Genomic DNA, 21138 nt, shown 5'->3' with positions numbered 1-21138 from the left:
CGAGGGTGTGGAGAGCGAACGCTGGTTTAAGCCGAGTCGAGAATCTCCTGGCGGCGAACTCCTATCGAGGGATAGCGCAGAATCAGTAGCTCCCATGGCAAAAGCACCCGGTCTTTGACCACCCGACCTGCAACCGTAAGGTCGTAGTCCAGAGCCAGTCCATCTGCTTGAAGGCGAAATTCCAGAGCGGACTCCGACGCGGTTTGTGACCAGCCCTCCCGCCCATCGTCGCTCAGAGACACCACGATGCCCCCTCCCGATAGCCGCAAGGACTCCGCGCCCAGAGCCGAAGATATTGACGCCAGCGACAGGCCCCGGATCCATATTCTCGGCCAGACACACAAACCGTGAGAAAGGAATCCATTCGTCAGACGGCGAACGTTCCGGTGCTCGGTAATAGTCATATTTGGCTGTGAGCCGCCCGAATGGGAGCCGAAATCTACCCAATGTCTATCTCGAATCCCAAACTCGCATTGGGGTCCAACAGGTGCTTGTGCGAGGTTGAGTCGGCGGCCGTCGGGTGAGGTGGGCTGCGACGTCGCACCTTCTGCCTCGGCGTGCTCGTGCGGGATATGGGCACCGAAGCATGCGACACGGGTCGCAGCACTGATGGTGAAGCGCGTTTCCACCCGAGCGCCAGCCTGCTGTTCCCAGAAATTCCCTTCACTCGCCAACCAATCGCGCCGAGGCACCGCGTGAAGCGCCGCCGATAGGAGGACGGTGACATCGCCGTTCGCCTCCTCGATGCGCAGTTGCCAGTCGGACAGGGGTTGGACCGATCTGTCGGCTGGACTGGTCGAGCTGGTCAGCGCACCCGTTTGCTGGAGAAGCGCTCTCTCTACTGGCTTTTCGGCGCCGAAGCGCAAGGCCCGCCAGATTTCGGACGCAAACGGGGTGAAGAGGACGGTGCCGATTTCCTCGGTTCTGTGGAAGCCCGAGCTGTCTCGCATTGCCGTGCACCGCACGATCCGCGCAGTTTCGCGATCGATCTTGATGCGATCGAGATCGGGGCAAGGGAACCTGCCTGCAACGTCTGCCGGGTGGTCCATGGACCCAGCGGCAATAAGATTTCCCTCGAAATCGACGGAGGCATCTTTGAGTTGCAACGGCGAGTCCTCAATTGCTGCCCGATAATCGGGCCGCTCTTATCATATCGGCATGTCTTCACCGGGTAGAAAACGAATGCCCGGTTTCGGGGGACTCGCTACCCCACCAGCCCACTCGCCACAGCGAGCCCGAGGAACGCGAAGAAGCCCATCGAGTCGGTCACCATCGTCACGAACACCGAGGACGCGACCGCCGGGTCCTGCTTGGCGCGCTCGAACAGCACGGGGACCAGCACGCCCGCCAAGCCCGCGGTCACGACGTTGATCACCATCGCGAGCGCGATCACGCCGCCCAGCTTCCAGTCGAACACCAGCGCGGTCGCGATGCCGACCAGCACCGCGATGGTCACCCCGTTGAGGATCGCGACGCGCAGTTCGCGGAGCAGGATCTTGCCCGTATTGGCGCGGGTCAGCTGGTTGGTCGCGATCGCGCGGACGGTCACCGCCATGGTCTGCGTGCCCGCATTGCCGCCGATGCTGGCGACGATCGGCATCAGGATCGCGAGCGCCACCAGCTGCTCGATCGCCGCGCCGAAGGCCGCGATGATGAGGCTGGCGACCAGCGCGGTGCCGAGGTTCGCGACCAGCCAGCGCACGCGGCTGGAGAAAGCCTCGCGGATCGGCTCGTTGATGTCGCCGTCGCCCGCACCCGAGAGCAGCAGCGCATCCTCGCCCGCTTCTTCAGAGATGATGTGGACCACGTCGTCGACCGTCATCTGGCCGACCAGTCGCCCGGTCCCGTCGATCACGGCGGCCGAGATCAGCGCGTATTTCTGGAACATCAGCGCGACCTCTTCCTGGTCCATCATCACCGGGATCACGGTCTGGTCGCGCTTCATCACGTCGGCCAGCGCGATGTGGCGTGGCGTGGTGAGAATCCAGCTCAGCGCACAGGTGCCGACCGGATGGTGCGCCTCGTCCACCACGAAGACCTCGAAGAAATCGCCCAGCAGCGTGCCGTGGATCCGCAGGTAGTCGATCAAGTCGCCGACCGAGAAATGTTCGGGCACCGCCACGAACTCGCGGCTCATCAGGCGCCCGGCGGTTTCTTCCGGATAGGACAGCGCGCTTTCGATCGCGGCGCGGTCCTCCGCGTCCATTTCGGCGAGGACGGCTTCGCGCTCGTCCGCGCCCATGTCCTCGATCATCTGGACCGCGTCGTCGGTTTCCAGCTGTTCGGCGATCAGGGCCACCGCCTCTGCGGGCAGCCCTTCCATCATCTCTTCGCGGACCCAGTCGTTCAGCTCGGCGACGACCTCGCCGGTCATCAGGTCGCTGATCGCAATCGTCAGCGAACCACGCTCGTCATTGTCGAGCAGTTCGAGCAGGTCGGCCACGTCGGCGGGGTGGAGCGGCTCGACCAGCTCGTAGAGTTCGCCGCGCCGGTCCTCCTCCAGCGCGAGCCGCACGGCGCGCAGATATTCGGGCTTGAGGCGGTTTTCCTCGTCGTGGCGCGCATCGTCGACGCGGTCGTCCGGGCGGCCGCCTTCGCTGGCAGCTTCTTGCGCGACCATCTCTTCGGTATCGATCGTTTCGTCGAGGAGGGGGTCGGCGCTCATGGGTGTCCGCCCCTAAGCCACCCGGCACCAAAAGCAAGCGGGGGTGGTGACCGGTGGTGGGCAATGGGGGTGGTGACTCAGGACTGCCGGGCCGCTAGCGCAGGCGCCAACACGAACTTTCAGGAGATTGATCAATGGCCGACAAACTGACCTTCAACATCGACACCGGCACCGGCGAGACTGGCGATGTCGTGATCAAGCTGCGCCCCGACCTCGCGCCCGGCCATGTCGAACGGATTACCGAGCTGGCGGGCGAAGGCTTCTACGACGGCGTCGTGTTCCACCGCGTGATCCCCGGCTTCATGGCGCAGGGCGGCGATCCGACCGGCACCGGCATGGGTGGCAGCGAGAAGCCCGACCTCAAGGCCGAGTTCAATTCCGAACCGCACACGCGCGGCACCTGCTCGATGGCGCGCACCCAGGTGCCCGACAGCGCCAACAGCCAGTTCTTCATCTGCTTCGACGATGCCGAATTCCTCGATGGGCAATACACCGTCTGGGGCCAGGTCGAGAGCGGCATGGAACTGGTCGATGCGCTGCCCAAGGGCGAGCCGCCCGCACAGCCGGGCAAGATCGTCAAGGCGACCGTTTCGTAAATTCACCTTTCCCCGCCCGGGCGATCTGGTTCGTCAGGGCTGGGCGTTTCCGGCGCGCAGGGATCAGAATAATCCGCGATTATCCGCGGGTTCTCTAAAGTATTCCTGCCGCCGGCATGTGCTTGCGTGCACAAGAATTGTTTCATAGGATACGATCGGTCGCGAGAAGTTCTTTGTCTGGAGAACTCGAATGCCGGCTCGCGCACTGTGCCTCGCCATTGCTGTCCTCTTTCTCTCGGGTTGCGTATCGCTCCAATCCGATCTGACGCAGGCCCGCACCGCCTGCCTCGATGCACCCGGCAGATGGTGTGATTTCACCGCCGATCTTGCGACCGCCTCATGGCGCTATGCGCAATTGTCGCAGAATGCATACGGCCCCAAAGACCGCAAGAATTTCCAGCTTCTCGAAGATATCGAAGAACGCAAGGTCGAGGACAACAATAGCGCGGGCCTCGCCTATGCGGTGTTCGATCGGATGGAGCAGGGGGATGTGGCCGAAACCATACTCGCCTTTCGCGGAACGGAATTCTCTCATCTGAACGATTGGCTGCGCGGAAACATCGGCAAGACCCAGCGCCGGCAGGCGGTCGAAGTATTCGATGCGCTGCGAATGGGCCTCGATCAGAGTGGCCGGCGGGAGATTCCCATCACGGTCGCGGGGCATTCCCTGGGCGGGGCGCTTGCCATGCAGGTATCGCTGGAGCGCGGCGTTCCCGCATATATCTTCAATTCGTCGCCTCGTTTCCGCCCGGATAGTGTTGCGCGCGAAGCGAGGCGGGTATCCGTGGACGAGAGGGGCGAAATCCTAAGGGCGTTGCGACGGTTCAAGCGGATGCAGGTGAGTGACGGCCTGGTCATCAACTGCGAGGCAGGCATCAGACCGATAGGCGACCACTCCATGCGCAGGCTGGCCGATTGCCTCACCTGGATCGCGGCGTTCAGCGACGAGACCGCGTTCGCAAGCCTCGGCAGAAACGGGATCGTCGCCCCGCGCGTCAATCGGTACTGCCTGCCAGCCAATCTGGACTTGCAACTGCCACATCCTGGCGTCGGCGGTGACTTCCCTGAGGAGTCGGTCGGGTGCGACGACGCTAAAGCCCAGCCTTGACCAGCCAGTCGTGGAACATGCGCACGGGGCGTTCTTCGAGCGCGCCGGGCTTGCATACGAACCAGTAGGAATAGGGGCTGTCGACATCGAGGTCGTACAGTTCGGTCAGCCGCGAATCCGCCGCGCGGCGCAGGTGATCGTCGTGCATGATCGCGATGCCCAGGCCCTGCGCGGCCGCTTCGAGGATCAGCTGGCCCGAATCATAGTGGTCGATCGCGGCAGGCTCGAAATCGTCGAGCTTCAGCGCGGCCTTCCACGCGGTAAAGCTTTCGGGCAGCTCGTTGTGGATGAGGAAGGTCTGTTTCGACAGCAGATCGCTGTCGGGCACCTTTCCGATGACCTCCGCCAGCTCGCGGCTGGCGATCGCGTGAACCTTGTTCTCGTCGAGCCGCACCGCGTGCAACCCGCTCGACGGACCGCGGGTCAGTACGATCGCCGCGTCCAGCGTGTCGCCCACCCGGTCTTCCAGATGCGGGCCGGTGTCGATGTCGATATGCAGGATCGGGTGGAGCCGCCGCAGTTCGGCGAGGCGCGGGAACAGGCGCTGGCTGCCGAACAGCGGCAGCACGCCCAAGTGAAGCCGCAGCAGCGAGGTGCTTTCGGACTGGCCTTCCACCGCGCGCGCCAGCGCTTCGAAATGCGGCAGCACGGCCTCGTGAAACGCCGCGCCCTCGTCGGTCAGCTGCATCGCCTGCCGCGCGCGGGTGAACAGCTTCTTGCCGATGAACTCCTCCAGCGTCGCGATCCGGCGGCTGAGCGCGGAGGGGCTGAGGCCCAGCTGGTTGGCCGCCGCGCGGGCGGAACCCAGGCGTACGGTGTACATGAAAGCTTCGAGCGAACGCAACGGAGGCAGGCGACGTTTGGGCATTGTCCCTACCCCTACTAAATGCGGCGCGGCGGAAAAGCGTTATTTTAGGCTAGGGTGGTGTTGCGCGAAATGCACCCCCCTCAATCCTGCTCGCCCGCATCCTCCGTCGGCGTATGCGCGCGCAGGCGCACGCGCTTCACATGGGTCTCGTCGCCTTCGATCACCTCGATCGTCCAGCCGTTGGGATGTTCGACCGTGGCCCCCACCTGCGGCACCTGTTCGGCGAGGATGAAGGTGAGGCCGCCCATCGTATCGACCGATTCCTCCACTTCGGCGAGCGCGGGGTCGATCCGCTTGGCGATGTCCTCCAGCTCGGCGCGGGCGTCGATGTCCCACACGCCTTCCGCAACCGGCTTGATCCAGTCCTCGGCCGCCTCGTCGTGCTCGTCCTCGATCTCGCCGATGATCTCCTCGACCAGATCCTCGATCGTGATGATGCCGTCGGTGCCCGAGAATTCGTCGACCACGATCGCCAGATGGATGCGCCTGGCGCGCATGTCCGCCAGCACGTCGAGCGCGCCGCGGCTCTGCGGCACGTAGAGCGGCTGGCGCATCAGCGTGGTCCAGTCGGCGGGCGGCGGCTTGCCGTTGGTGAGATAGGGGAAGACGTCCTTGATGTGGATCATCCCGATCACATCGTCGAGTTGCTCGCGATAGACCGGCAGTCGCGAATGGCCATGTTCGGAGAACACCGCGAGCAGTTCGGCCCACGTGGCGCTCGAATCGACGGCGATGATCCTTCCGCGCGGGATCGCGACATCGTCCGCATCGTGTTCGCTGAAATGGAGGAGGTTGCGCACCATCTCGCGCTCCTCACGCGACAGGTCGCCATCGCGGTGGGCGTCGCCCCCGGCGGAGGAATCGCCCTCTTCGTCGCGCTCGTGCTCGTTGATCTTGTCCTCGATCTCACGCCGCAAGCTGCGCTCGCCGCCCTGCTGATCGAAAAACCTGCGCATCGCGAGCCAGAGCCCGCGTCTACTGTCCGCATCTCCCGTGCCGGAAGACTTGTCGCTGTCACTATCGGGCATGGCCCTGAAATGCTCTCCTCTTGCTCAAGCGTCACCATATGGGTCGGCAATGCCCAGCTGTGCAAGCGCCTTCACCTCCAGCGCTTCCATTTCCTGCGCATCGCGCGGTGAAATCTCGTGGTCGAGCCCCGCCAGATGGAGCAGGCCGTGGATCACGAGGTGCGTGGCATGATCGTGTAGCGATACGCCCTTTTCCGCCGCTTCGCGCGCGCAGGCCTCGTGCGCCAGCGCGATGTCCCCCAGCAGGACGGGCGGACCGTCGGGATCCAGCGCGAGCAGTTCCTCGCGCTCCAGCATCGGGAAGCTGAGCACGTTGGTCGGCTTGTCCTTGGTCCGCCATTCGCGGTTGAGCGCGTGGACGGCGGCATCGTCGGTGAACAGGACGCTGGCTTCGAGCCGCGGATTGGCAAGACAGGGCTCCACCGCGGCGGCGGCCCGCGCCGCGCGCTCGGCCAGCGCGGACCATTCATCCCCCTTCGCCGACGACGGCCAGCTCTCCACGTCGATCTCAAGCTGCATGGCCGATGCCTCCGTTCGTCGCCCGCACGGCTCGCCTGACACACCTGACACACTGTCCTGGGGTGAAAAAAACGGCTCTGGCGAAGCCTTGCTGCGGGCGGGGGTGCAAAGGGGAGGACGCGGTGACCATGACGCCTCTGTAACGCCGGGTGCCGTGGGTAGGAAAGGGCCGTGCTTGCCGTGCGAACGGCAGTGTTTGCGTGACAGGGAACCGACACGTGCTCTAGATGCTTTTTTCTGCCGCTTCCCCGCGTATGGCAAGGGACCGATTTGGACATCGATTTTCTGCAACTGGCCGAGTTTTCGCCCAACCCCTATGTGTTGCTGGACAGGGACCTGCGGCTCGTCTGGATGAACCGCGCCTATCTTTCGGCCACCATGCGCGAACGCGAGGACATCATCGGCAAGCCGATGTTCGAAGCCTTTCCCGCCGATCCCGAATCGGAAAGCTTCCGCCTTCTCGACCAGTCCCTGCGCAGCGTTGTCGAGACCGAGGAGCGCGACGAGATCGCGCTGATCCGGTACGATATCGCGCGCCCCGACGGATCGATGGAAGCACGGTACTGGAGCGCTACGCACACGCCGCTCAAGGACGATGACGGCACGCTCAGATACATCCTGCAGCACACTGTCGACGTCACCGAATTGCAGAAGCTGCGCAAGCTGCGCGACGAGGTCGGCGTGGTGCGCCGTGCCGAAGCGATCCAGGCGCGCAATCGCGATCTAGCGCGCGAGAGCCGCCGACTGCTCGAATTCTTCCAGCAGGCGCCCGGTTTCGTCGCGGTTCTGGGGGGTGATGATCACGTCTTCCAGATGACCAACGCCGCCTATCTGGATCTGGTCGGGCGCAGCGAGCTGGTCGGCCGGTCGGTCAGGGATGCGCTTCCCGAGGTGGTCGGGCAGGGTTTCGTAGACGTGCTCGACACGGTGTATCGCACCGGCGAGCCCTATATCGGCCGGCGCGAGCCGGTGGTGCTCGAAGGCGCCAATGATCCCTCGCAGACGCGCCGGGTGCTCAACTTCATCTTTCAGCCGATGTTCGATCACGACGGCACGGTCACCGGGATCATTGTGCAGGGCTACGACGTGACCGAGGAGATCGAGTACGAGGAACGTCAGGCGCTGCTGATCCAGGAACTCAACCACCGGGTGAAGAACACGCTGGCAGTCGTCCAGGGGCTCGCGCAGCAGACGTTTCGCGGGATCGGCGAAGCGCAAGGAGCGATGACGACCTACAAGGCGCGGCTCCAGGCGCTTGCCGCCGCGCATGCCCTGCTGACCGCGTCGAGCTGGTCGCCGGCGCGGGTGGACGACATCGTATCCCTGACCTTCGAGTCCGCCGCCGGAGCCGATGTGGATCGCCTGAAGCTGGAGGGTGCCGATTACCTGCTGAGCCCCGAGGTTGCGCTCGCGCTGACCATGATCGTCCACGAACTGACGACCAACGCGATCAAGTACGGCGCGCTTTCGAATGCGGAGGGGCAGGTGCAGGTGACGTGGCACGTGGCGCGGCACAAAGATCACGACGCCCTGTCGCTTACCTGGCGCGAGCGTGGAGGGCCGTCGGTGTCACCGCCCGAGCGTGAGGGCTTCGGCTCGAAGCTGATCCGTTCCGGCATCAGTTCGCGGCGCGGCACGCGCGTCGAGATGCATTACGAGCCCGATGGTGTGGTGTGCATGCTCGAGGTGCTGCTGGAACGGGTCGAGGCCTGACTGCCGCTGGCCGAACGCCCGCGGTCCTCTCACCATCGAAGAAAACGCGTCGCGGTCAGTCGATCAGCAGGGCCAGATTGACGCGCCCCGTTCCCGACCGGATCAGCCCGATCGTGCGTGCGGCGGCGGTCGACAGGTCGATCACGCGATTGCCGTGAAAAGGGCCGCGATCGTTGATCCGCACGACGACGCTCTCGCCATTGCGCGGATTGGTCACGCGGACCTTGCTGCCCAGCGGCAGCGTGCGGTGTGCTGCGGTCAGCTGGCCAGGGTCGAACACCTCGCCGCTGGCGGTGCGGTTGCCCGCGAGTTCGTGGCCGTAATAGCTCGCCTCTCCGGCGCCCATCGGGCTTTCCGAAGTCGAGGGCGTGGGGGAGGGCGCAGCCGCTTCCTCGGCCAGCGGTTCGTAGGCCGCGACCGGCTCCGCCTCGACGCTGGCCTTGCCCGCACCGAGCTTTACGACATCGGGCGACCCGCTTTCATTGGCGAATGCGCCCGCGAACGCGGCGGTCGACACGCCGAGCGCGGCGACACCGGCGATGAGATAGCGGCGCTGCGTCTTGAGGCGCATGAACGCCTGAAGCCGTTCGCGACGGCTCGGCATATGGTGAGTGGAGGTGTGATCGGCGTCGATGTTGTCAGGTCCCATACCTAATCAAGGGACGAGTGGAGGAGGATGTTCCGAATTCGTTCCGGTTCGCATCGATGTTGCGCAGAATTGTGCAAATATCGAATCTTTATGCTGAGTGAGGAATGAATCAAATAGGCGCCTCGAATGGATGGGATGCGCAATTTCCCGTCGCGAGCGCGTGTGTCATTCTAAAATGAACGTGGCATTCCGAGCACGTGTTCGCCGACATAGCTTAAAATGAGGTTCGAACTGATCGGTGCTACTTGATAGAGCCGCGTCTCGCGGAACTTGCGCTCGACATCATATTCCGCCGCGAAGCCGAAGCCGCCGAAGGTCTGCATGCAGGCGTTAGCTGCCTTCCATGAACTTTCGGCGGCGAGGTGCTTGGCCATGTTCGCCTCCGCCCCGCAAGGCTGGCCGTCGTCGAACAGGCGGCACGCCTCGTAGCGCATCAGGTCCGCCGCGCGCACCTCCATATAGGCCTGCGCGATGGGGAACTGGACGCCCTGATTCTGGCCGATCGGCCGGTCGAACACCACGCGCTCGCTGCCATACTCCGCCGCCTTCTCGACGAACCAGTAGCCATCGCCGATGCACTCGGCCGCGATAAGCGCGCGTTCGGCGTTCAGCCCGTCGAGGATGTAGCGGAAGCCCTTGCCCTCCTCGCCGATCAGGCTGCTCGCGGGCAGTTCGAGCGCGTCGAAGAACACCTCGTTGGTCTCGTGGTTGACCATGTTGCGGATCGGGCGGATTTCCATCCCGTTGCCGATGGCCGCGTGCAGGTCGACGAGGAAGATCGAGAGCCCGTCGGACTTCCTTTTCACCTCGTCGCGCGGCGTGGTGCGCGCGAGCAGGATCATCAGGTCCGAATGCTGGATGCGGCTGATCCACACCTTCTGCCCGTCAATCACATAGGTATCGCCCTTGCGTACGGCGCGGGTCTTCAGATCGGTGGTGTTGGTGCCGGTGGTCGGCTCGGTCACCGCCATGCTCTGCAGCCGCAGCGCGCCGCTGGCGATCTCGGGGAGGAACTTCGCCTTCTGCGCGTCGCTGCCGTGCCGCAGCAGCGTGTTCATGTTGTACATCTGCCCGTGGCACGCGCCCGAATTGCCGCCCGCCCGGTTGATCTCCTCCATGATGATGCTGGCTTCGGTCAGGCCGAGCCCCGCGCCGCCGAATTCCTCGGGAATCAGCGCGGCCATCCAGCCTTCCTTCGTCAGCGCCTCGACGAATTCCTCGGGATATTCGCGCGCTTCGTCTTTCTTGCGAAAGTAGCTGTCGCCGAACCCCCGGACCAGCGCGCGCACGGCGTCGCGGATTTCGGGAAAGTCGTTCCGGGCAGCGGGAATGGGCACGCGCGAGTTCCTTCCGATGGACTTTGGGCCGATAGGCTTCGGGAACGGGGGATAGGGGGCGAGGGGCCGATCCGCCAAGAGCTATCGCCTTTCGCTCGGCTTATCCCTGTGCCACACCGAGCCGTCGCGATTTCGCGCCGTCCCGCATCTCCGCCGGGAACGCCGCGATGGGGCCGTCATTGGGATGGCTCGTCAGTCGATCGTTCGTCACCAATCGCAACTGACGGGGGCTTCACATGCCGGTCTCTTCGACGAGGCGACCGGCCCAAACCTCGCGCACCGGGATCGGCGGCGGGGCCAATTCGATGGAGTCGAGACGATGAATACCATTTCGAACAGCACCAGGGCGGCCCTCGTCTGCGGGATCGCCGCGCTTGCCCTGCCGGCGAGCGGGTCGGCGCAGGAGCAGTGGGAGGACGCCCCGGCCGAAACCACCGCCGAGAACACGCTGACCGTCACCGGCGCGTTTCCGGCCGATATTTCCGGGCTGCCCGACGGACCCGAGATCGACGGCTTCATCTCGGCGCAGGCTGACGATCGCATCCAGGTCACGTCCGAGGACGGCACGCAGACCGTCGTGTTTGTCGCCAATGCGACCGAGATCAAGTCGCGCGGCGGGTTCCTCGGCCTCGGCCGTACCTCGCTCGACGACAGCCAGCTCTTCAACGGCGTGCCCGTCACCGTGCGCACCGTGCAGTGGGATCAGGGGCTGATCGCGCAGCGCATCAGCATGAAGGAGTCCGACCTGAAGACCGCGGCGATGATACAGCGCGGCACGCAGCAGGGCTTCGCCGAACAGACCGCCGCGACCGAGGCGCTGCGCGGGCGCGTGGCCGATATCGACAATTACAACGTGAAGGGCACGACCAACGTCTATTTCGACACCGGCGAATACGCGCTGTCGGGCCAGGCCCAGTCGCAGCTGTGCGGTGCCGCCGCACAGGCGGACGCGATGGACAACGCGCTGCTGCTGGTGGTCGGCTACACCGATTCGACCGGCAGCTACGAGATCAACCAGGAACTGAGCGAGAAGCGCGCCGAGCGGGTGGTGAACTACCTGCAGCAGCAGTGCGGCTGGAAGCCCTACCGCATGCTGACGCCGACCGGCATGGCGCAGGCCGACCCGGTGGCCGACAATTCCACCGACTACGGCAAGCAGCAGAACCGCCGCGTGGCGGTGAACATCCTCGTCAGCAAGGCGGTCGACGGGATGTGATTTTGAGAGGGGCGGGCTGCGAGGTCCGCCCTTTTCAATTCACTCGTCACCCCGGACTTGACCCGGGGTCGGGCTTTTATGCTGGGATGCACATGAAATAGCCTCGCCCCGGATCAAGTCCGGGGTGACGAATTGGCTAGTTTCTTGTCGGGAGCGCGGCGGCATTCTCTAACCAACAGTCAGATTTAGTCCGTCGAAAAAGAGTTCAGGATCGCGGACCATCCGTACATTGATCTTCCGGACACTCCCGTCCTTCAGTCGAACCTCGGCATCCTTTGATGTCGATTCAAGCGTCTCGATTTCGCTGATTGGCGTGCTTGAGAATGGAAACGTGTAGGAGCGCAGATACTCACCGTCGCTGAGAATCGCTGGAAGGCCAAGAACCGCACGGAAAGAAAATACAGAAAAAAGCCCCGCTCCGATCATTCCAATACCGAAAATGACGAGGCCAAACGCGGTCAGGTCTTCACCCGAGTACAGCAGTCTGCTCGTTCGCCCAATGCTCTCCTCACCGGAAAAGACGAAGACCGCGGCGAATGCGCAGACGAGGAAACAGGCCACTACAAAGCCTCTCCGATACTCTGCCCTCAGCACTTAGGCCTACTCCTCCGTCCCCTCGTACGCATCCACGATCCGCCCAACGATCGGGTGCCTCACCACGTCCGCGCTGGTGAAGCGGATCGTGCCGAAGCCTTCGATGCCTTCCAGCTTGTCGACCGCGTCGACGAGGCCGCTCATGCGGTCGCCGCCGGGGATGTCGACCTGCCGCGGGTCGCCCGCGATCACCATCCGCGCGTTCTGGCCGAAGCGGGTGAGGAACATCTTCATCTGTTCGCGCGTGGTGTTCTGCGCCTCGTCGAGGATCACGAAGGCGTCCGCCAGCGTGCGCCCACGCATGAAGGCGATCGGCGCGATCTCGATCACGCCGCTGGCGATGTGCCGCTCGACCTGTTCGGGCGGCATGCAGTCGTACAGTGCGTCGTAGAGCGGGCGCAGGAAGGGATCGACTTTCTCCTTCATATCGCCGGGCAGGAAGCCGATCTTCTCGCCCGCCTCCACTGCCGGACGGCTGAGGATCAGGCGCTGCACGCTGCCGCTGGTCAGCTGGGCGACCGCCTGCGCGACCGCGAGGTAGGTCTTGCCGGTACCTGCCGGGCCGAGCGCAAAGATGATGTCGTCGCGGCTGAGCGAGCGCATGTAATGCGCCTGCACCGCGCTGCGCGGCACGATCGTCTTGCGCCGGGTGCGGATCATGATCGGCGGCGCGCCATCCTCGCCCGGCTTGCGGCCCTTGATGATCCCGTCGAGCGTGGGCTCGTTGGTCATCGCGATGATCGCCTCGATCGCGCCCTCGTCCAGATCCTGGCCCAGCGCCAGCCGGTCGTACATCGCCTGGAGGACGTCGCGCGCGCGGGCGACCGAATCTTCGGGCCCCTCGATCATCACCTTGTCGCCGCGGGCCGAGATGAAGACCGACAGGCGGTTTTCGACCTGCACCAGATTGGCATCGAACTGGCCGAACAGCGGCACGAGGAGCGACTGGTTCTCGAACTCCATGTCCACTTTCGCGCGGCGTATCTCACGCTGCGGGTGCGGCGGCGGGGAAAGCCGGGGCTCTCCGGCGCGGGTTGGTCTGCGGCCCATGCGTCTCCTGGGTTTGAGGGCGATTGCGAGTCGCGAGTTTAGGGCGCGCGAGAAGCGTGGCAAGCGTGAGTGGTGCGACCCGGTGGAAAGTCACGTCGGTGTAATGCGCCGGAGGCGTCGCGGGACGAAATCGCAGGTCGTGGGCTCCTTTCTGCGACCCCGATACAATCCGCGACAACAAATCGGTCGGTCCGCTCGACATCGATCCTCATTCGTTCATGTTAGACGTCATATTCCTGAATGCGTGCCCGGTAGCGGGCATTCTTGAGGAGTGACCGTAATGCGTAATGTATTGATGTTGGCGGCCGCCGCAGGGCTTGTCCTTCCCGCTGCGGCACAGGCCCAGCGCGGGCCGGAATTGCGTCAGCAGGAGCGGGCCGAGGGCTACGCCCAAGCCCGCGCCGAGGCTCGGCAGGATCGCCGGCAGGATCGGCGCGAAGACCGGCGTGAGGTTCGCGAGGAGCGACGGGATGTGCGGCAGGATCGCCGCGAAGACCGGCGTGAGGTTCGCCAGGATGCCCGGCACGATGCTTACCGCGACGCCCGGCAGGACGCACGCCGCGATGCCCGTCAGGATGCGCGGCGCGATTACCGCCGCGATCAACGGCGGGCCTATCGCGACTGGCGCGCCTATCGCCAAGCCGATCGCTATGCTTTCCGCCGCGGGGCCTATTACGCGCCGCGTGGATATAGCTACCATCGGTTGAGCGTTGGCGAACGCTTGTTCGCGAACGTCTTCTGGGGCCAGCGCTACTGGGTCGACCCCTATGAATACTATCTCCCGCAGCCGCGCTACGGCTACCAGCGCTGGATTCGCTACGGCAACGACGTGCTGCTGATCGATACCCGCAGCGGAAGGGTGCTGGTGGTCTACGACAACTTCTTCTGGTGACGAGAGACCGCTGACCGGCAGGATCCTCCCCACTGCTCTCGCGATCTCATGTCCGGCGCGGCGCTCCCTTACTCGAAAGGGGGCGCCGTCGTCGCGAGAATCGTGCTTGTCCTGCCGCTCAGTCCTCCGTCTCGGCCGCCTCGTCGAGGCGTTCGCCGAATTCACGACCGATCGCCTCGATCGCGAGACCGGTCCGCAGGCCCGATCTGTCGTCCGAATAATAGGTTCCAAGGAACGTCCGGTCGAATTCGGTCAGCCCTTCCGGGGCGTCCGCGAGGACGAAGAGCGAGAGAATCGTCGCGACCGGGCCGGTCGCGCCCTGCGCGGTCTCCTCGACCGGGAGGAGCGCCCGCATCGATGCGAAGTCGCCGATCTGCCGCAACGACTTGCCCCGGATGGCGTTGCGTTCGATCAGCACGACCGAGGCCGAAATGAGGACCGTGGTCGGCAACTTGATCAGCGTGCCGCCATTCGGAGGACGTCTGACCACTGGAATGCCGGTATGGAGCGTCTCTTCGCGCGGCTTGCCGTGGCGATCGCCGATCTGCGTGACGTGCCAGGCACGGGTGGGCCCTTCCTCGTTTGCGACCCTTGACCGCTGGTACCTCTTCAATCCTCCGAAAGCCCACGGCTGGTTCTCCAGCAAATCCTCCAGGTCGCCCGCCACGTCGTCGACGAAAGCGACCAGAACGTTTGGAGTGCATCCCTCGTCGCCCGGCTCGATCCCGGCGGACGCCGCGTTTGCCAATATCCGGTCGGCGAGGACCTGCGCCACGTCAGGCTGGAGGCCGATGACGCGCGGGCATAAAGGTTGATAAAAACGCTCCATGACTTCGCCGCCGCGCGCCGGCCGTAGGATGTCTTCGGCGAGTTCGCGGGCATCCTCGCCGCGCTGCACCTGCCCTTCGACGATGATGGTGGGGGCGTCATCCCCGGTCGGGCGTCCCCCCTGCTCCTGCGCGAGCGTGGCGGTCGAGAACGTGAAAACACCGAGCAGCCACAAGCCGACCGGCATGGAACGCCTTCTTCCAAGCCCGCTCCGCGAAGATCGAGCCCGCTCGCCAATGGTCGCTCTGGCCATGCTGCAAGAATGGCGCAGCGGAGCCTAGACGGCAAGGACGAGTCGAATCCGGTCCGCTTCTGAATTAGACCGATTGGCGGATGGCCATCATTGCCTTAGCATCGCGCCATGCCACGCTTGGTCCGCCGTGCTCCTGCGATGATCGCTGCCGTCCTGCTTGCCGCAGGCTTTGTGCCGGCCAATGGCCAGCAGGATGCCGAGGAGGCGCATACCGATATCCTCGTGCGCGGCGAATCCGCTCGCACAACCGCGCAGGTGCGCGAGGCGGTGCGGAATATGAGCCAGACGCTCGTCTCCGACGAACCGCTGGTGCGTTTCTTTGATCCGCTGTGTCTGTCGGTCTCCGGTCTGGGAGCTCAGGGAGGCGAGACCGTCAGGCAGCGGATAGAGGCCAATGCGCGCGAGGCGGGGCTGAGAGTGGCGAAGCCCGGCTGCACGGCCAATGCACTGGTGCTGATCGTCGACGATCCGGCAGCGCTGGTCGATCGGATCGTCGACGAGCAGCCCTGGCTCATCTCCGAGGCCGAACGCAACCGTATCGCCGCACGCCTTTCGCGGGGCGAACGCGTGCTCGATTGGCACAACGAGGAGCAGCGCTCTGCCGAAGGGGGCAGCGTTCCGCAAATGGCGACCGTGCCGGGTCTGGGCGGCTCGGCCTCGCCGCTGCGATGGGGCGGGCCGGTCAATAAGCAGGGGCGCTCGCGCCGCGTCGGCCTTTCGCACAGCATCGCCGCGGCGAGCGGCGTCGTCATCCTCGATATAGAAAGTCTCGTCGGGATGGAGCTGACCCGCGTCGCCGATCACGCGACGATGCGTCTGCTCGCCCCGGGATTGCGGACCTCCCGCAGCGAGAGCACCGGCCTGGCCAGCGTGCTCGATCCTTTCGTGGCGGAGGAGGGCGAGGATATGCTCACGCGGTTCGATCGCGCTTTTCTCGCCGCGCTCTACAGCCTGCCGCCCAACTCGGCGGCGACGCGGTTGCCCAATGCGGTCGCGGCTACCTTCCGCGACACAGCAGACTAGGCGGCGACGCTTTCGCGCACCGTCCCGCGCAGCGAATTGGGCCCGGCTTCGGTCAGCGTGACCGGCACCAGATCGCCGATGGCCGCATCGCTTTCGAAATGCACTGATTGCAGCCAGGGCGACTTGCCGAGCCACTGGCCCGGCAGCTTGCCCTTGCGTTCGACCAGCACCTCGCAGGTGCGGCCCACGCTGGCGGTGTTGAAGGCGTGCTGGTCGCGGTTGAGGCGGTCCTGAAGGCGCTTGAGCCGGTCTTTCAGCACCTTGGGCGCGACCTGCCCTTCCATCCCTGCCGCAGGGGTGCCGGGGCGGGGCGAATATTTGAAGCTGAACGCCTGGGCGTAGCCGACCTCGTCCACCACCTTCAGCGTATCCTCGAACTCGGCCTCGGTCTCGCCCGGGAAGCCGACGATGAAATCGCCCGACAGCGCCAGATCGGGCCGCGCGGCGCGGAAGCGTTCGAGCAGCCTGAGGTAGCTCTCGACCGTGTGGCTGCGGTTCATGGCCTTGAGCACGCGGTTATTGCCCGCCTGCACCGGCAGGTGGAGGAAGGGCATCAGCTTGTCGATCTCGCCATGCGCGGCGATGATCTCTTCGTCCATGTCTGCCGGGTGGCTGGTGGTGTAGCGGATGCGCGCCAGCCCGTCGATTTTCGCCAGCTCGCGGACCAGCCCGGCGAGCCCGGTGCGATGGCCCTTCGCGTCCTCGCCGCTCCAAGCGGATACGTTCTGGCCGAGCAGGGTGATCTCGCGCGCCCCGCCTTCGACCAGCCTTTGCGCCTCGGCGACCAGTTCGGCGAAGGGACGGCTGATCTCTGCGCCGCGGGTGTAGGGCACGACGCAATAGGTGCAGAACTTGTCGCACCCTTCCTGGATGGTGAGGAACGCCGCCGGGGGGGCGGTTCGCCGCTGCGGGAGGCTGGCGAACTTGGCTTCGGCGGCAAGGTCCATCTCGGTGCTGCGCTGGCCGGACACCGCGCGTTCGAGCATCGCCGGAAGGTTCTGGTACGCCTGCGGGCCCACCACCATCGAGACGGCGGGCGCGCGGGCCATGATCTCCTCGCCCTCCGCCTGGGCGACGCAGCCCGCGACCGCGATCAGCGGCGATGTGCCATCCTCGCGCCGGAGCCGTCCGATGTCGGAATAGACCTTCTCGGTCGCCTTTTCGCGGATATGGCAGGTGTTGAGCACCACCAGATCGGCGTCCTCGCCCTCTGGCGCGGGCGTAATGCCCTGCGCGGCGAGGAGCTCGCCCATCCGCTCGCCATCATAGACGTTCATCTGGCAGCCGAAGCTTTTGACCCGGTAGGTCTTGGGAGGAGTCGTGGGTTTCATGCGAAGCGCGCATTTACGCTTCGCGACGGGCGGGCGCAACTCCTGCCACCTCCACCGTCACCGCGGACTTGATCCGGGGTGGTGCTTCACTTTTTACCCCAGGGCAGTTTCAAGAAGCACCGACCCCGGGTCAGGCCCGGGGTGACGGCAGGGTTTCAGCTGTGGAGGCCTATTCTTCGACCCGGTAATGGATCGGCTTGAAGCTGCCCCCGTTCGAAGCATAGGCCGAACAGGCGGTCAGCCCGATCACCAGGTCCATATGCGCGCGGAAGCGCACCGCCTCGCCCGGCTGGCTCGCGGGCGGATCGACCGAGAGCCCGCCCGTGCCGCCATCGACCGGCACGTTCATGAAGATGTTGAACGCGGTCGGGATCGCGTCGCGCTCGATACCGTAGTGCGCCAGCGCCTCGGCCAAGTTGCCGAAGCAGCCCCGGTGCACCGGCTTGTCCGGATAGAAGTGCCGGAACGTATCCTCGCTGCACGGGGTGAGCAGGTAGTCGTGCTGGCCAAGGCTGTCCTCCTCGATCTCCAGCATCACGTTCGACCGGTTGGACCACAGCCGATTGCCCGTAGTGAGATGGATCGTCTCCTCGTAATCGAAGGTTCGCCCGTTCGACATGACCTCGCGCACGTCGGCCTGCGAATAGGCGACCATGTCGGACACCTGCGTGCCCTGCGGGTCGATCACGGTGAAGGCCTGCCCGGCCTCCACCACGAAGGCGGTGCCGCTGCGCGGCGGGATTTCGACTACATCGCTCAAAATATGCTCCTGATCTCGCCCCGCCGGAATGGGCACGCCCAGTCTTCGTCGACCGCGCGCCCGCTATATTGCCGGGCCTCGCTGCTCTCCCCATGCCGCGCAAGCATCGGGTTGATATCGCCGGCGAGCGATTTGTCGCGATCGAGGATGCGCTGGCGCATCCGCTCGTACATCCCGCTGTTGCGCAGCCACTCGAACTGCTCGTGGAGGTTGAAGACTAGCGAGGGTTTCGGGAAGCGCCGTGCGGGGCGCGAGGCATTGGGGTGCAGTCCGACCACGAAGAAGGCCTGCCCGCCGAAGCTGAGCGAGAAATCGGGCTCGGCGGGATTGCTGCTGACGGTCGGATCGGGCTTTTGCGAGAGCCACACGTCCTTGTCCGACAGCGACTGCAATCGCTCCCACATCGCCTGTTCGAAGGCCCTTTCGTCGAGGTCGAGCGGGCCGTCGAAGATGACGACGAGGCTGCGCAGCTGGTCGGCGGGCAGGTCGCGCTTCGCCCAGGCCATCAGCGCCTCGTGAATCTTGATGTCGTTCCATGCGCTGGTGAGGTCGCGCGCGAGGACGAACTCCATGTTCCCCTTCGCCAGCGCCGACTTTGCGCCGACGCAGGGAAAATCCGGCCCCCTGATCACATTCTCGAATTGCTCGACCCGCTGGTCGGTCATCGTATTGGCATCCATAGCGGGTACAATGCGATCCCCGTGGGCCCGGGTGCGAAATCAACCTTCGCTAAGAAGGGCGTAGTGGGGGCACGGCCATGCCGCTCAGGTCGCGGGGGGATCGTCCGTAGCGGAGGGAGCAGCGACGGGCTCCAGCGGCGGCAGCTTGGCCTTGCTGTAGCGGATCGGCGCGACGTCGTGGTCGAAGGGGCGCAGTTCGTGGCCCATCGTCTCGCGAAGGCACGCTTCGATCCGAACGCGCGCCTCGGCCGCGATCGCCTTGCGGCCGCGGAACTCGACCGGGCTGAAGGGTTCGAGGAAAAACAGCTTGACCGGGAAGGTACCCTTGCGCGCCATCACGCGCTTGTAGTTGTTGAGCCCGTCTTCCTCGCCGATCCAGCCGAGCCATTCGGCCATCGCGCCATAGTCGATCACCACCGGCTGGACGAGCACGCCCGGCGGCGGCGGTTCGAGGACGCTGAGCATCGAGGACTTGAACGGCAGCAGCGAGTGCCCGTCGGTCGTCGTGCCTTCGGGGAAGACCGTGACCGACCAGTTGTCCATCAGCGCCTCGCGCAGCGCGTTGATCTGGTCCGCCACGCGCAGGCGGTCCTCGCGCTGGACGAAGACCGTGCGGTTCAATGAGCACAGCCAGCCCACCAGCGGTGCCTTGGCCAGCTCGGCCTTGGCGACGAAGGCGGTGCCGCTGGCGCCTGCCAGCGCCAGGATGTCGACCCAGCTGACATGGTTGGCGATGAAGAACACGTCGCGCCGCAGCGGCGTACCGCGCCGCTCGACCCGCGCGCCCACGATCCATGCGGCAATCGCCAGGTACCACTTGGGCCACGGCGATCCGTAGGTGAAGATTCGCGTGACATAGAGTGGGATGACGAACAGCATCATCACGACAACCAGCGCGATGGTGCGGGTCCACAAGCGGACCCAGCCCATGAAAGAGATCGGCGTCCTCTCGCCGCGGGCGGCCGCCTGCCGCCGTTCCCAGTCGGAGCGGTTGTCAGCTGTCGCGTTCGAGGCGGACGCCATATAATTCCATCCGGTGGTCGACGAGGCGATAGCCCAGCTTTTCGGCGATCTGCTTCTGCAGCGCCTCCAGCTCGGGGTCGACGAATTCGACCACCTTACCGCTTTCGACGTCGATCAGGTGATCGTGGTGCGATTCGGGCGCGGGCTCGTAGCGCGAGCGGCCATCGCCGAAATCGTGCCGGTCGAGCACGCCGGCCTCTTCGAACAGGCGGACCGTGCGATAGACGGTCGCGATCGAGATGCCGGGGTCGATCTTCGAGGCACGCTCGTGCAGCTGCTCGACATCGGGGTGGTCTTCGCTGTCCGACAATACGCGCGCGATCACCTTGCGCTGTTCGGTGATGCGCAGGCCCTTGTCGGCACACAGCTGTTCGAGATCGATTTTATGGGGCACGCGGGATTCCTCAGGCTTTCGCTCGGGGCATAGGACGGGTGCGCGGCCCGCTCAAGCCTCGCCGGTCGAGCTGTTGGCAGCCGACCGGCGAGTGCACGGATTATTCGGCGGTTTTCTTGCGACGACCGCGCTTCTGGCCCGGTGCGCGACCAAGGCCGATCTTCTTCGCCAGTTCGCGGCGCTTTTCGGCATAGTTGGGCGCAACCATCGGGTAATCGCTCGGCAGGTTCCAGCGCTCGCGATATTCCTCGGGGCTCATGTCGTAATTGGTGCGCAGATAGCGCTTGAGCATCTTCAGCTTCTTGCCGTCTTCGAGACAGACGAGATAGTCGGGCTTCACCGACGCGCGGACGGACACCGCAGGTTCGGGGCGCGGCTCTTCCTCTTCGGCACCGCTGCTGAGGCCAGACAATGCCGAATAGACACTGTTGATCAGCACCGGAACGTCGTCGAGTTCCGCCGAATTATTACTGACATATGCTTCAACGATGTTCGACGTGAACGCGATAAGCGTCTGCGTCATTTCGATATCTTGGTCTTCCATCAATTTCCTCTAGGGTTTTGGGATACGGCCGCCAGGGGGATAGGGCCGCATAGGTGAAATTCCCTGT

22 protein-coding genes are annotated in these 21138 nt (G+C 64.8%); 6 read left to right on the top strand and 16 right to left on the bottom strand.

What is annotated here, in order from left to right; all coding sequences use genetic code 11:
* Positions 1–26: 26 nt before the first annotated feature.
* Both DL238_RS15380 and mgtE read right to left on the bottom strand, forming a co-directional pair.
* The gene (locus DL238_RS15380; protein ID WP_147291036.1) at positions 27–1106 is read right to left on the bottom strand and encodes a hypothetical protein; all 1080 of its coding nucleotides are present in this window, start codon (positions 1104–1106) and stop codon (positions 27–29) included.
* Between the two features lie 98 nt (positions 1107–1204).
* The gene (mgtE, locus tag DL238_RS15375; protein ID WP_115493307.1) at positions 1205–2665 is read right to left on the bottom strand and encodes a magnesium transporter; all 1461 of its coding nucleotides are present in this window, start codon (positions 2663–2665) and stop codon (positions 1205–1207) included.
* 134 nt (positions 2666–2799) lie between these two features.
* Between mgtE and DL238_RS15370 the strand changes: the two genes are divergently transcribed.
* On the top strand, positions 2800–3261 hold the full coding sequence (locus tag DL238_RS15370) for a peptidylprolyl isomerase (protein WP_115493306.1): 462 nt from the start codon (positions 2800–2802) through the stop codon (positions 3259–3261).
* 190 nt (positions 3262–3451) lie between these two features.
* A complete protein-coding gene (locus tag DL238_RS15365; RefSeq protein ID WP_115493305.1) occupies positions 3452–4369 on the top strand; it encodes a hypothetical protein in 918 nt (305 codons plus the stop codon).
* On the opposite strand, the gene DL238_RS15360 is transcribed toward DL238_RS15365, so the two are convergent.
* The 3 genes from DL238_RS15360 to ybeY all read right to left on the bottom strand — a co-directional run bounded on the left by DL238_RS15360 (position 4353) and on the right by ybeY (position 6784).
* Positions 4353–5237 carry a LysR substrate-binding domain-containing protein gene (locus DL238_RS15360; protein WP_115493304.1) on the bottom strand — a complete coding sequence of 295 codons (885 nt, stop codon included), beginning with the start codon at positions 5235–5237 and terminating at the stop codon, positions 4353–4355. The genes DL238_RS15365 and DL238_RS15360 overlap by 17 nt on opposite strands.
* Positions 5238–5317: 80 nt before the next feature.
* Positions 5318–6265: a hemolysin family protein gene (locus DL238_RS15355; RefSeq protein ID WP_115493303.1), complete on the bottom strand. Its 948-nt coding sequence runs from the start codon at positions 6263–6265 to the stop codon at positions 5318–5320.
* A 24-nt stretch (positions 6266–6289) separates the two neighbouring features.
* The gene (gene ybeY, locus DL238_RS15350; protein WP_115493302.1) at positions 6290–6784 is read right to left on the bottom strand and encodes an rRNA maturation RNase YbeY; all 495 of its coding nucleotides are present in this window, start codon (positions 6782–6784) and stop codon (positions 6290–6292) included.
* 270 nt (positions 6785–7054) lie between these two features.
* Here ybeY and DL238_RS15345 point away from each other — a divergent pair, with 270 nt between their 5' ends.
* The gene (locus DL238_RS15345; protein WP_115493301.1) at positions 7055–8497 is read left to right on the top strand and encodes a sensor histidine kinase; all 1443 of its coding nucleotides are present in this window, start codon (positions 7055–7057) and stop codon (positions 8495–8497) included.
* Between the two features lie 55 nt (positions 8498–8552).
* Here the strand turns inward: DL238_RS15345 and DL238_RS16430 are convergent, their stop codons facing one another.
* Together DL238_RS16430 and DL238_RS15335 are read right to left on the bottom strand one after the other, a co-directional pair.
* Positions 8553–9146 carry a septal ring lytic transglycosylase RlpA family protein gene (locus tag DL238_RS16430; protein ID WP_234031137.1) on the bottom strand — a complete coding sequence of 198 codons (594 nt, stop codon included), beginning with the start codon at positions 9144–9146 and terminating at the stop codon, positions 8553–8555.
* A gap of 170 nt (positions 9147–9316) precedes the next feature.
* The gene (locus DL238_RS15335; RefSeq protein WP_199798063.1) at positions 9317–10483 is read right to left on the bottom strand and encodes an acyl-CoA dehydrogenase family protein; all 1167 of its coding nucleotides are present in this window, start codon (positions 10481–10483) and stop codon (positions 9317–9319) included.
* Positions 10484–10802: 319 nt separating this feature from the next.
* On the opposite strand from DL238_RS15335, the gene DL238_RS15330 reads away from it, so the two are divergent.
* Positions 10803–11699, top strand: a complete 897-nt coding sequence (locus DL238_RS15330; RefSeq protein WP_115493300.1) for an OmpA family protein — start codon at positions 10803–10805, stop codon at positions 11697–11699.
* Between the two features lie 168 nt (positions 11700–11867).
* Here DL238_RS15330 and DL238_RS15325 read toward each other — a convergent pair whose 3' ends face one another.
* Both DL238_RS15325 and DL238_RS15320 read right to left on the bottom strand, forming a co-directional pair.
* Positions 11868–12293 carry a hypothetical protein gene (locus DL238_RS15325; RefSeq protein ID WP_147291035.1) on the bottom strand — a complete coding sequence of 142 codons (426 nt, stop codon included), beginning with the start codon at positions 12291–12293 and terminating at the stop codon, positions 11868–11870.
* Positions 12294–12299: 6 nt separating this feature from the next.
* Positions 12300–13343: a PhoH family protein gene (locus DL238_RS15320; protein WP_115493298.1), complete on the bottom strand. Its 1044-nt coding sequence runs from the start codon at positions 13341–13343 to the stop codon at positions 12300–12302.
* Between the two features lie 280 nt (positions 13344–13623).
* Between DL238_RS15320 and DL238_RS15315 the strand changes: the two genes are divergently transcribed.
* A complete protein-coding gene (locus DL238_RS15315) occupies positions 13624–14235 on the top strand; it encodes an RcnB family protein (RefSeq protein WP_115493297.1) in 612 nt (203 codons plus the stop codon).
* A 118-nt stretch (positions 14236–14353) separates the two neighbouring features.
* On the opposite strand, the gene DL238_RS15310 is transcribed toward DL238_RS15315, so the two are convergent.
* Positions 14354–15250, bottom strand: coding sequence for a hypothetical protein (locus tag DL238_RS15310; RefSeq protein WP_115493296.1), 897 nt, complete (start codon positions 15248–15250; stop codon positions 14354–14356).
* 204 nt (positions 15251–15454) lie between these two features.
* On the opposite strand from DL238_RS15310, the gene DL238_RS15305 reads away from it, so the two are divergent.
* Complete coding sequence (locus DL238_RS15305; protein ID WP_115493295.1) at positions 15455–16339, top strand: hypothetical protein; 885 nt, start codon at positions 15455–15457, stop codon at positions 16337–16339.
* Here DL238_RS15305 and miaB read toward each other — a convergent pair.
* The 6 genes from miaB to DL238_RS15275 form a co-directional block, all read right to left on the bottom strand.
* On the bottom strand, positions 16336–17670 hold the full coding sequence (gene miaB / locus DL238_RS15300; RefSeq protein ID WP_115493294.1) for a tRNA (N6-isopentenyl adenosine(37)-C2)-methylthiotransferase MiaB: 1335 nt from the start codon (positions 17668–17670) through the stop codon (positions 16336–16338). The genes DL238_RS15305 and miaB overlap by 4 nt on opposite strands.
* A gap of 169 nt (positions 17671–17839) precedes the next feature.
* On the bottom strand, positions 17840–18430 hold the full coding sequence (locus DL238_RS15295) for a DUF1989 domain-containing protein (RefSeq protein ID WP_115493293.1): 591 nt from the start codon (positions 18428–18430) through the stop codon (positions 17840–17842).
* The gene (gntA, locus tag DL238_RS15290; protein WP_115493292.1) at positions 18427–19110 is read right to left on the bottom strand and encodes a guanitoxin biosynthesis heme-dependent pre-guanitoxin N-hydroxylase GntA; all 684 of its coding nucleotides are present in this window, start codon (positions 19108–19110) and stop codon (positions 18427–18429) included. Before gntA ends, DL238_RS15295 begins: the two co-directional genes overlap by 4 nt.
* A gap of 84 nt (positions 19111–19194) precedes the next feature.
* Complete coding sequence (locus DL238_RS15285; protein ID WP_115493291.1) at positions 19195–20133, bottom strand: lysophospholipid acyltransferase family protein; 939 nt, start codon at positions 20131–20133, stop codon at positions 19195–19197.
* Entirely contained in the window at positions 20105–20527 is a 423-nt protein-coding gene (locus DL238_RS15280) for a Fur family transcriptional regulator (protein WP_115493290.1), read from the bottom strand. Before DL238_RS15280 ends, DL238_RS15285 begins: the two co-directional genes overlap by 29 nt.
* A gap of 100 nt (positions 20528–20627) precedes the next feature.
* Entirely contained in the window at positions 20628–21071 is a 444-nt protein-coding gene (locus DL238_RS15275; protein ID WP_115493289.1) for a MucR family transcriptional regulator, read from the bottom strand.
* Positions 21072–21138: the final 67 nt, after the last annotated feature.

The sequence above is a fragment of the Alteriqipengyuania lutimaris genome, assembly GCF_003363135.1.
Classification (GTDB): domain Bacteria; phylum Pseudomonadota; class Alphaproteobacteria; order Sphingomonadales; family Sphingomonadaceae; genus Alteriqipengyuania; species Alteriqipengyuania lutimaris.
Note: the sequence above shows the minus strand (reverse complement) of the source record. Positions and strands in the feature narration are given on the sequence as shown.

What these genes read in the sequence shown, in the direction of transcription:
- DL238_RS16430 (WP_234031137.1), bottom strand. Translation starts at nt 9,146, where the DNA reads ATGGGACCTGACAACATCGACGCCGATCACACCTCCACTCACCATATG.
- DL238_RS15360 (WP_115493304.1), bottom strand. Translation starts at nt 5,237, where the DNA reads ATGCCCAAACGTCGCCTGCCTCCGTTGCGTTCGCTCGAAGCTTTCATG.
- DL238_RS15310 (WP_115493296.1), bottom strand. Translation starts at nt 15,250, where the DNA reads ATGCCGGTCGGCTTGTGGCTGCTCGGTGTTTTCACGTTCTCGACCGCC.
- DL238_RS15275 (WP_115493289.1), bottom strand. Translation starts at nt 21,071, where the DNA reads ATGGAAGACCAAGATATCGAAATGACGCAGACGCTTATCGCGTTCACG.
- mgtE (WP_115493307.1), bottom strand. Translation starts at nt 2,665, where the DNA reads ATGAGCGCCGACCCCCTCCTCGACGAAACGATCGATACCGAAGAGATG.
- DL238_RS15285 (WP_115493291.1), bottom strand. Translation starts at nt 20,133, where the DNA reads ATGGCGTCCGCCTCGAACGCGACAGCTGACAACCGCTCCGACTGGGAA.
- DL238_RS15330 (WP_115493300.1), top strand. Translation starts at nt 10,803, where the DNA reads ATGAATACCATTTCGAACAGCACCAGGGCGGCCCTCGTCTGCGGGATC.
- DL238_RS15315 (WP_115493297.1), top strand. Translation starts at nt 13,624, where the DNA reads ATGCGTAATGTATTGATGTTGGCGGCCGCCGCAGGGCTTGTCCTTCCC.
- DL238_RS15365 (WP_115493305.1), top strand. Translation starts at nt 3,452, where the DNA reads ATGCCGGCTCGCGCACTGTGCCTCGCCATTGCTGTCCTCTTTCTCTCG.
- DL238_RS15355 (WP_115493303.1), bottom strand. Translation starts at nt 6,265, where the DNA reads ATGCCCGATAGTGACAGCGACAAGTCTTCCGGCACGGGAGATGCGGAC.
- DL238_RS15370 (WP_115493306.1), top strand. Translation starts at nt 2,800, where the DNA reads ATGGCCGACAAACTGACCTTCAACATCGACACCGGCACCGGCGAGACT.
- DL238_RS15320 (WP_115493298.1), bottom strand. Translation starts at nt 13,343, where the DNA reads ATGGGCCGCAGACCAACCCGCGCCGGAGAGCCCCGGCTTTCCCCGCCG.
- ybeY (WP_115493302.1), bottom strand. Translation starts at nt 6,784, where the DNA reads ATGCAGCTTGAGATCGACGTGGAGAGCTGGCCGTCGTCGGCGAAGGGG.
- gntA (WP_115493292.1), bottom strand. Translation starts at nt 19,110, where the DNA reads ATGGATGCCAATACGATGACCGACCAGCGGGTCGAGCAATTCGAGAAT.
- miaB (WP_115493294.1), bottom strand. Translation starts at nt 17,670, where the DNA reads ATGAAACCCACGACTCCTCCCAAGACCTACCGGGTCAAAAGCTTCGGC.
- DL238_RS15305 (WP_115493295.1), top strand. Translation starts at nt 15,455, where the DNA reads ATGATCGCTGCCGTCCTGCTTGCCGCAGGCTTTGTGCCGGCCAATGGC.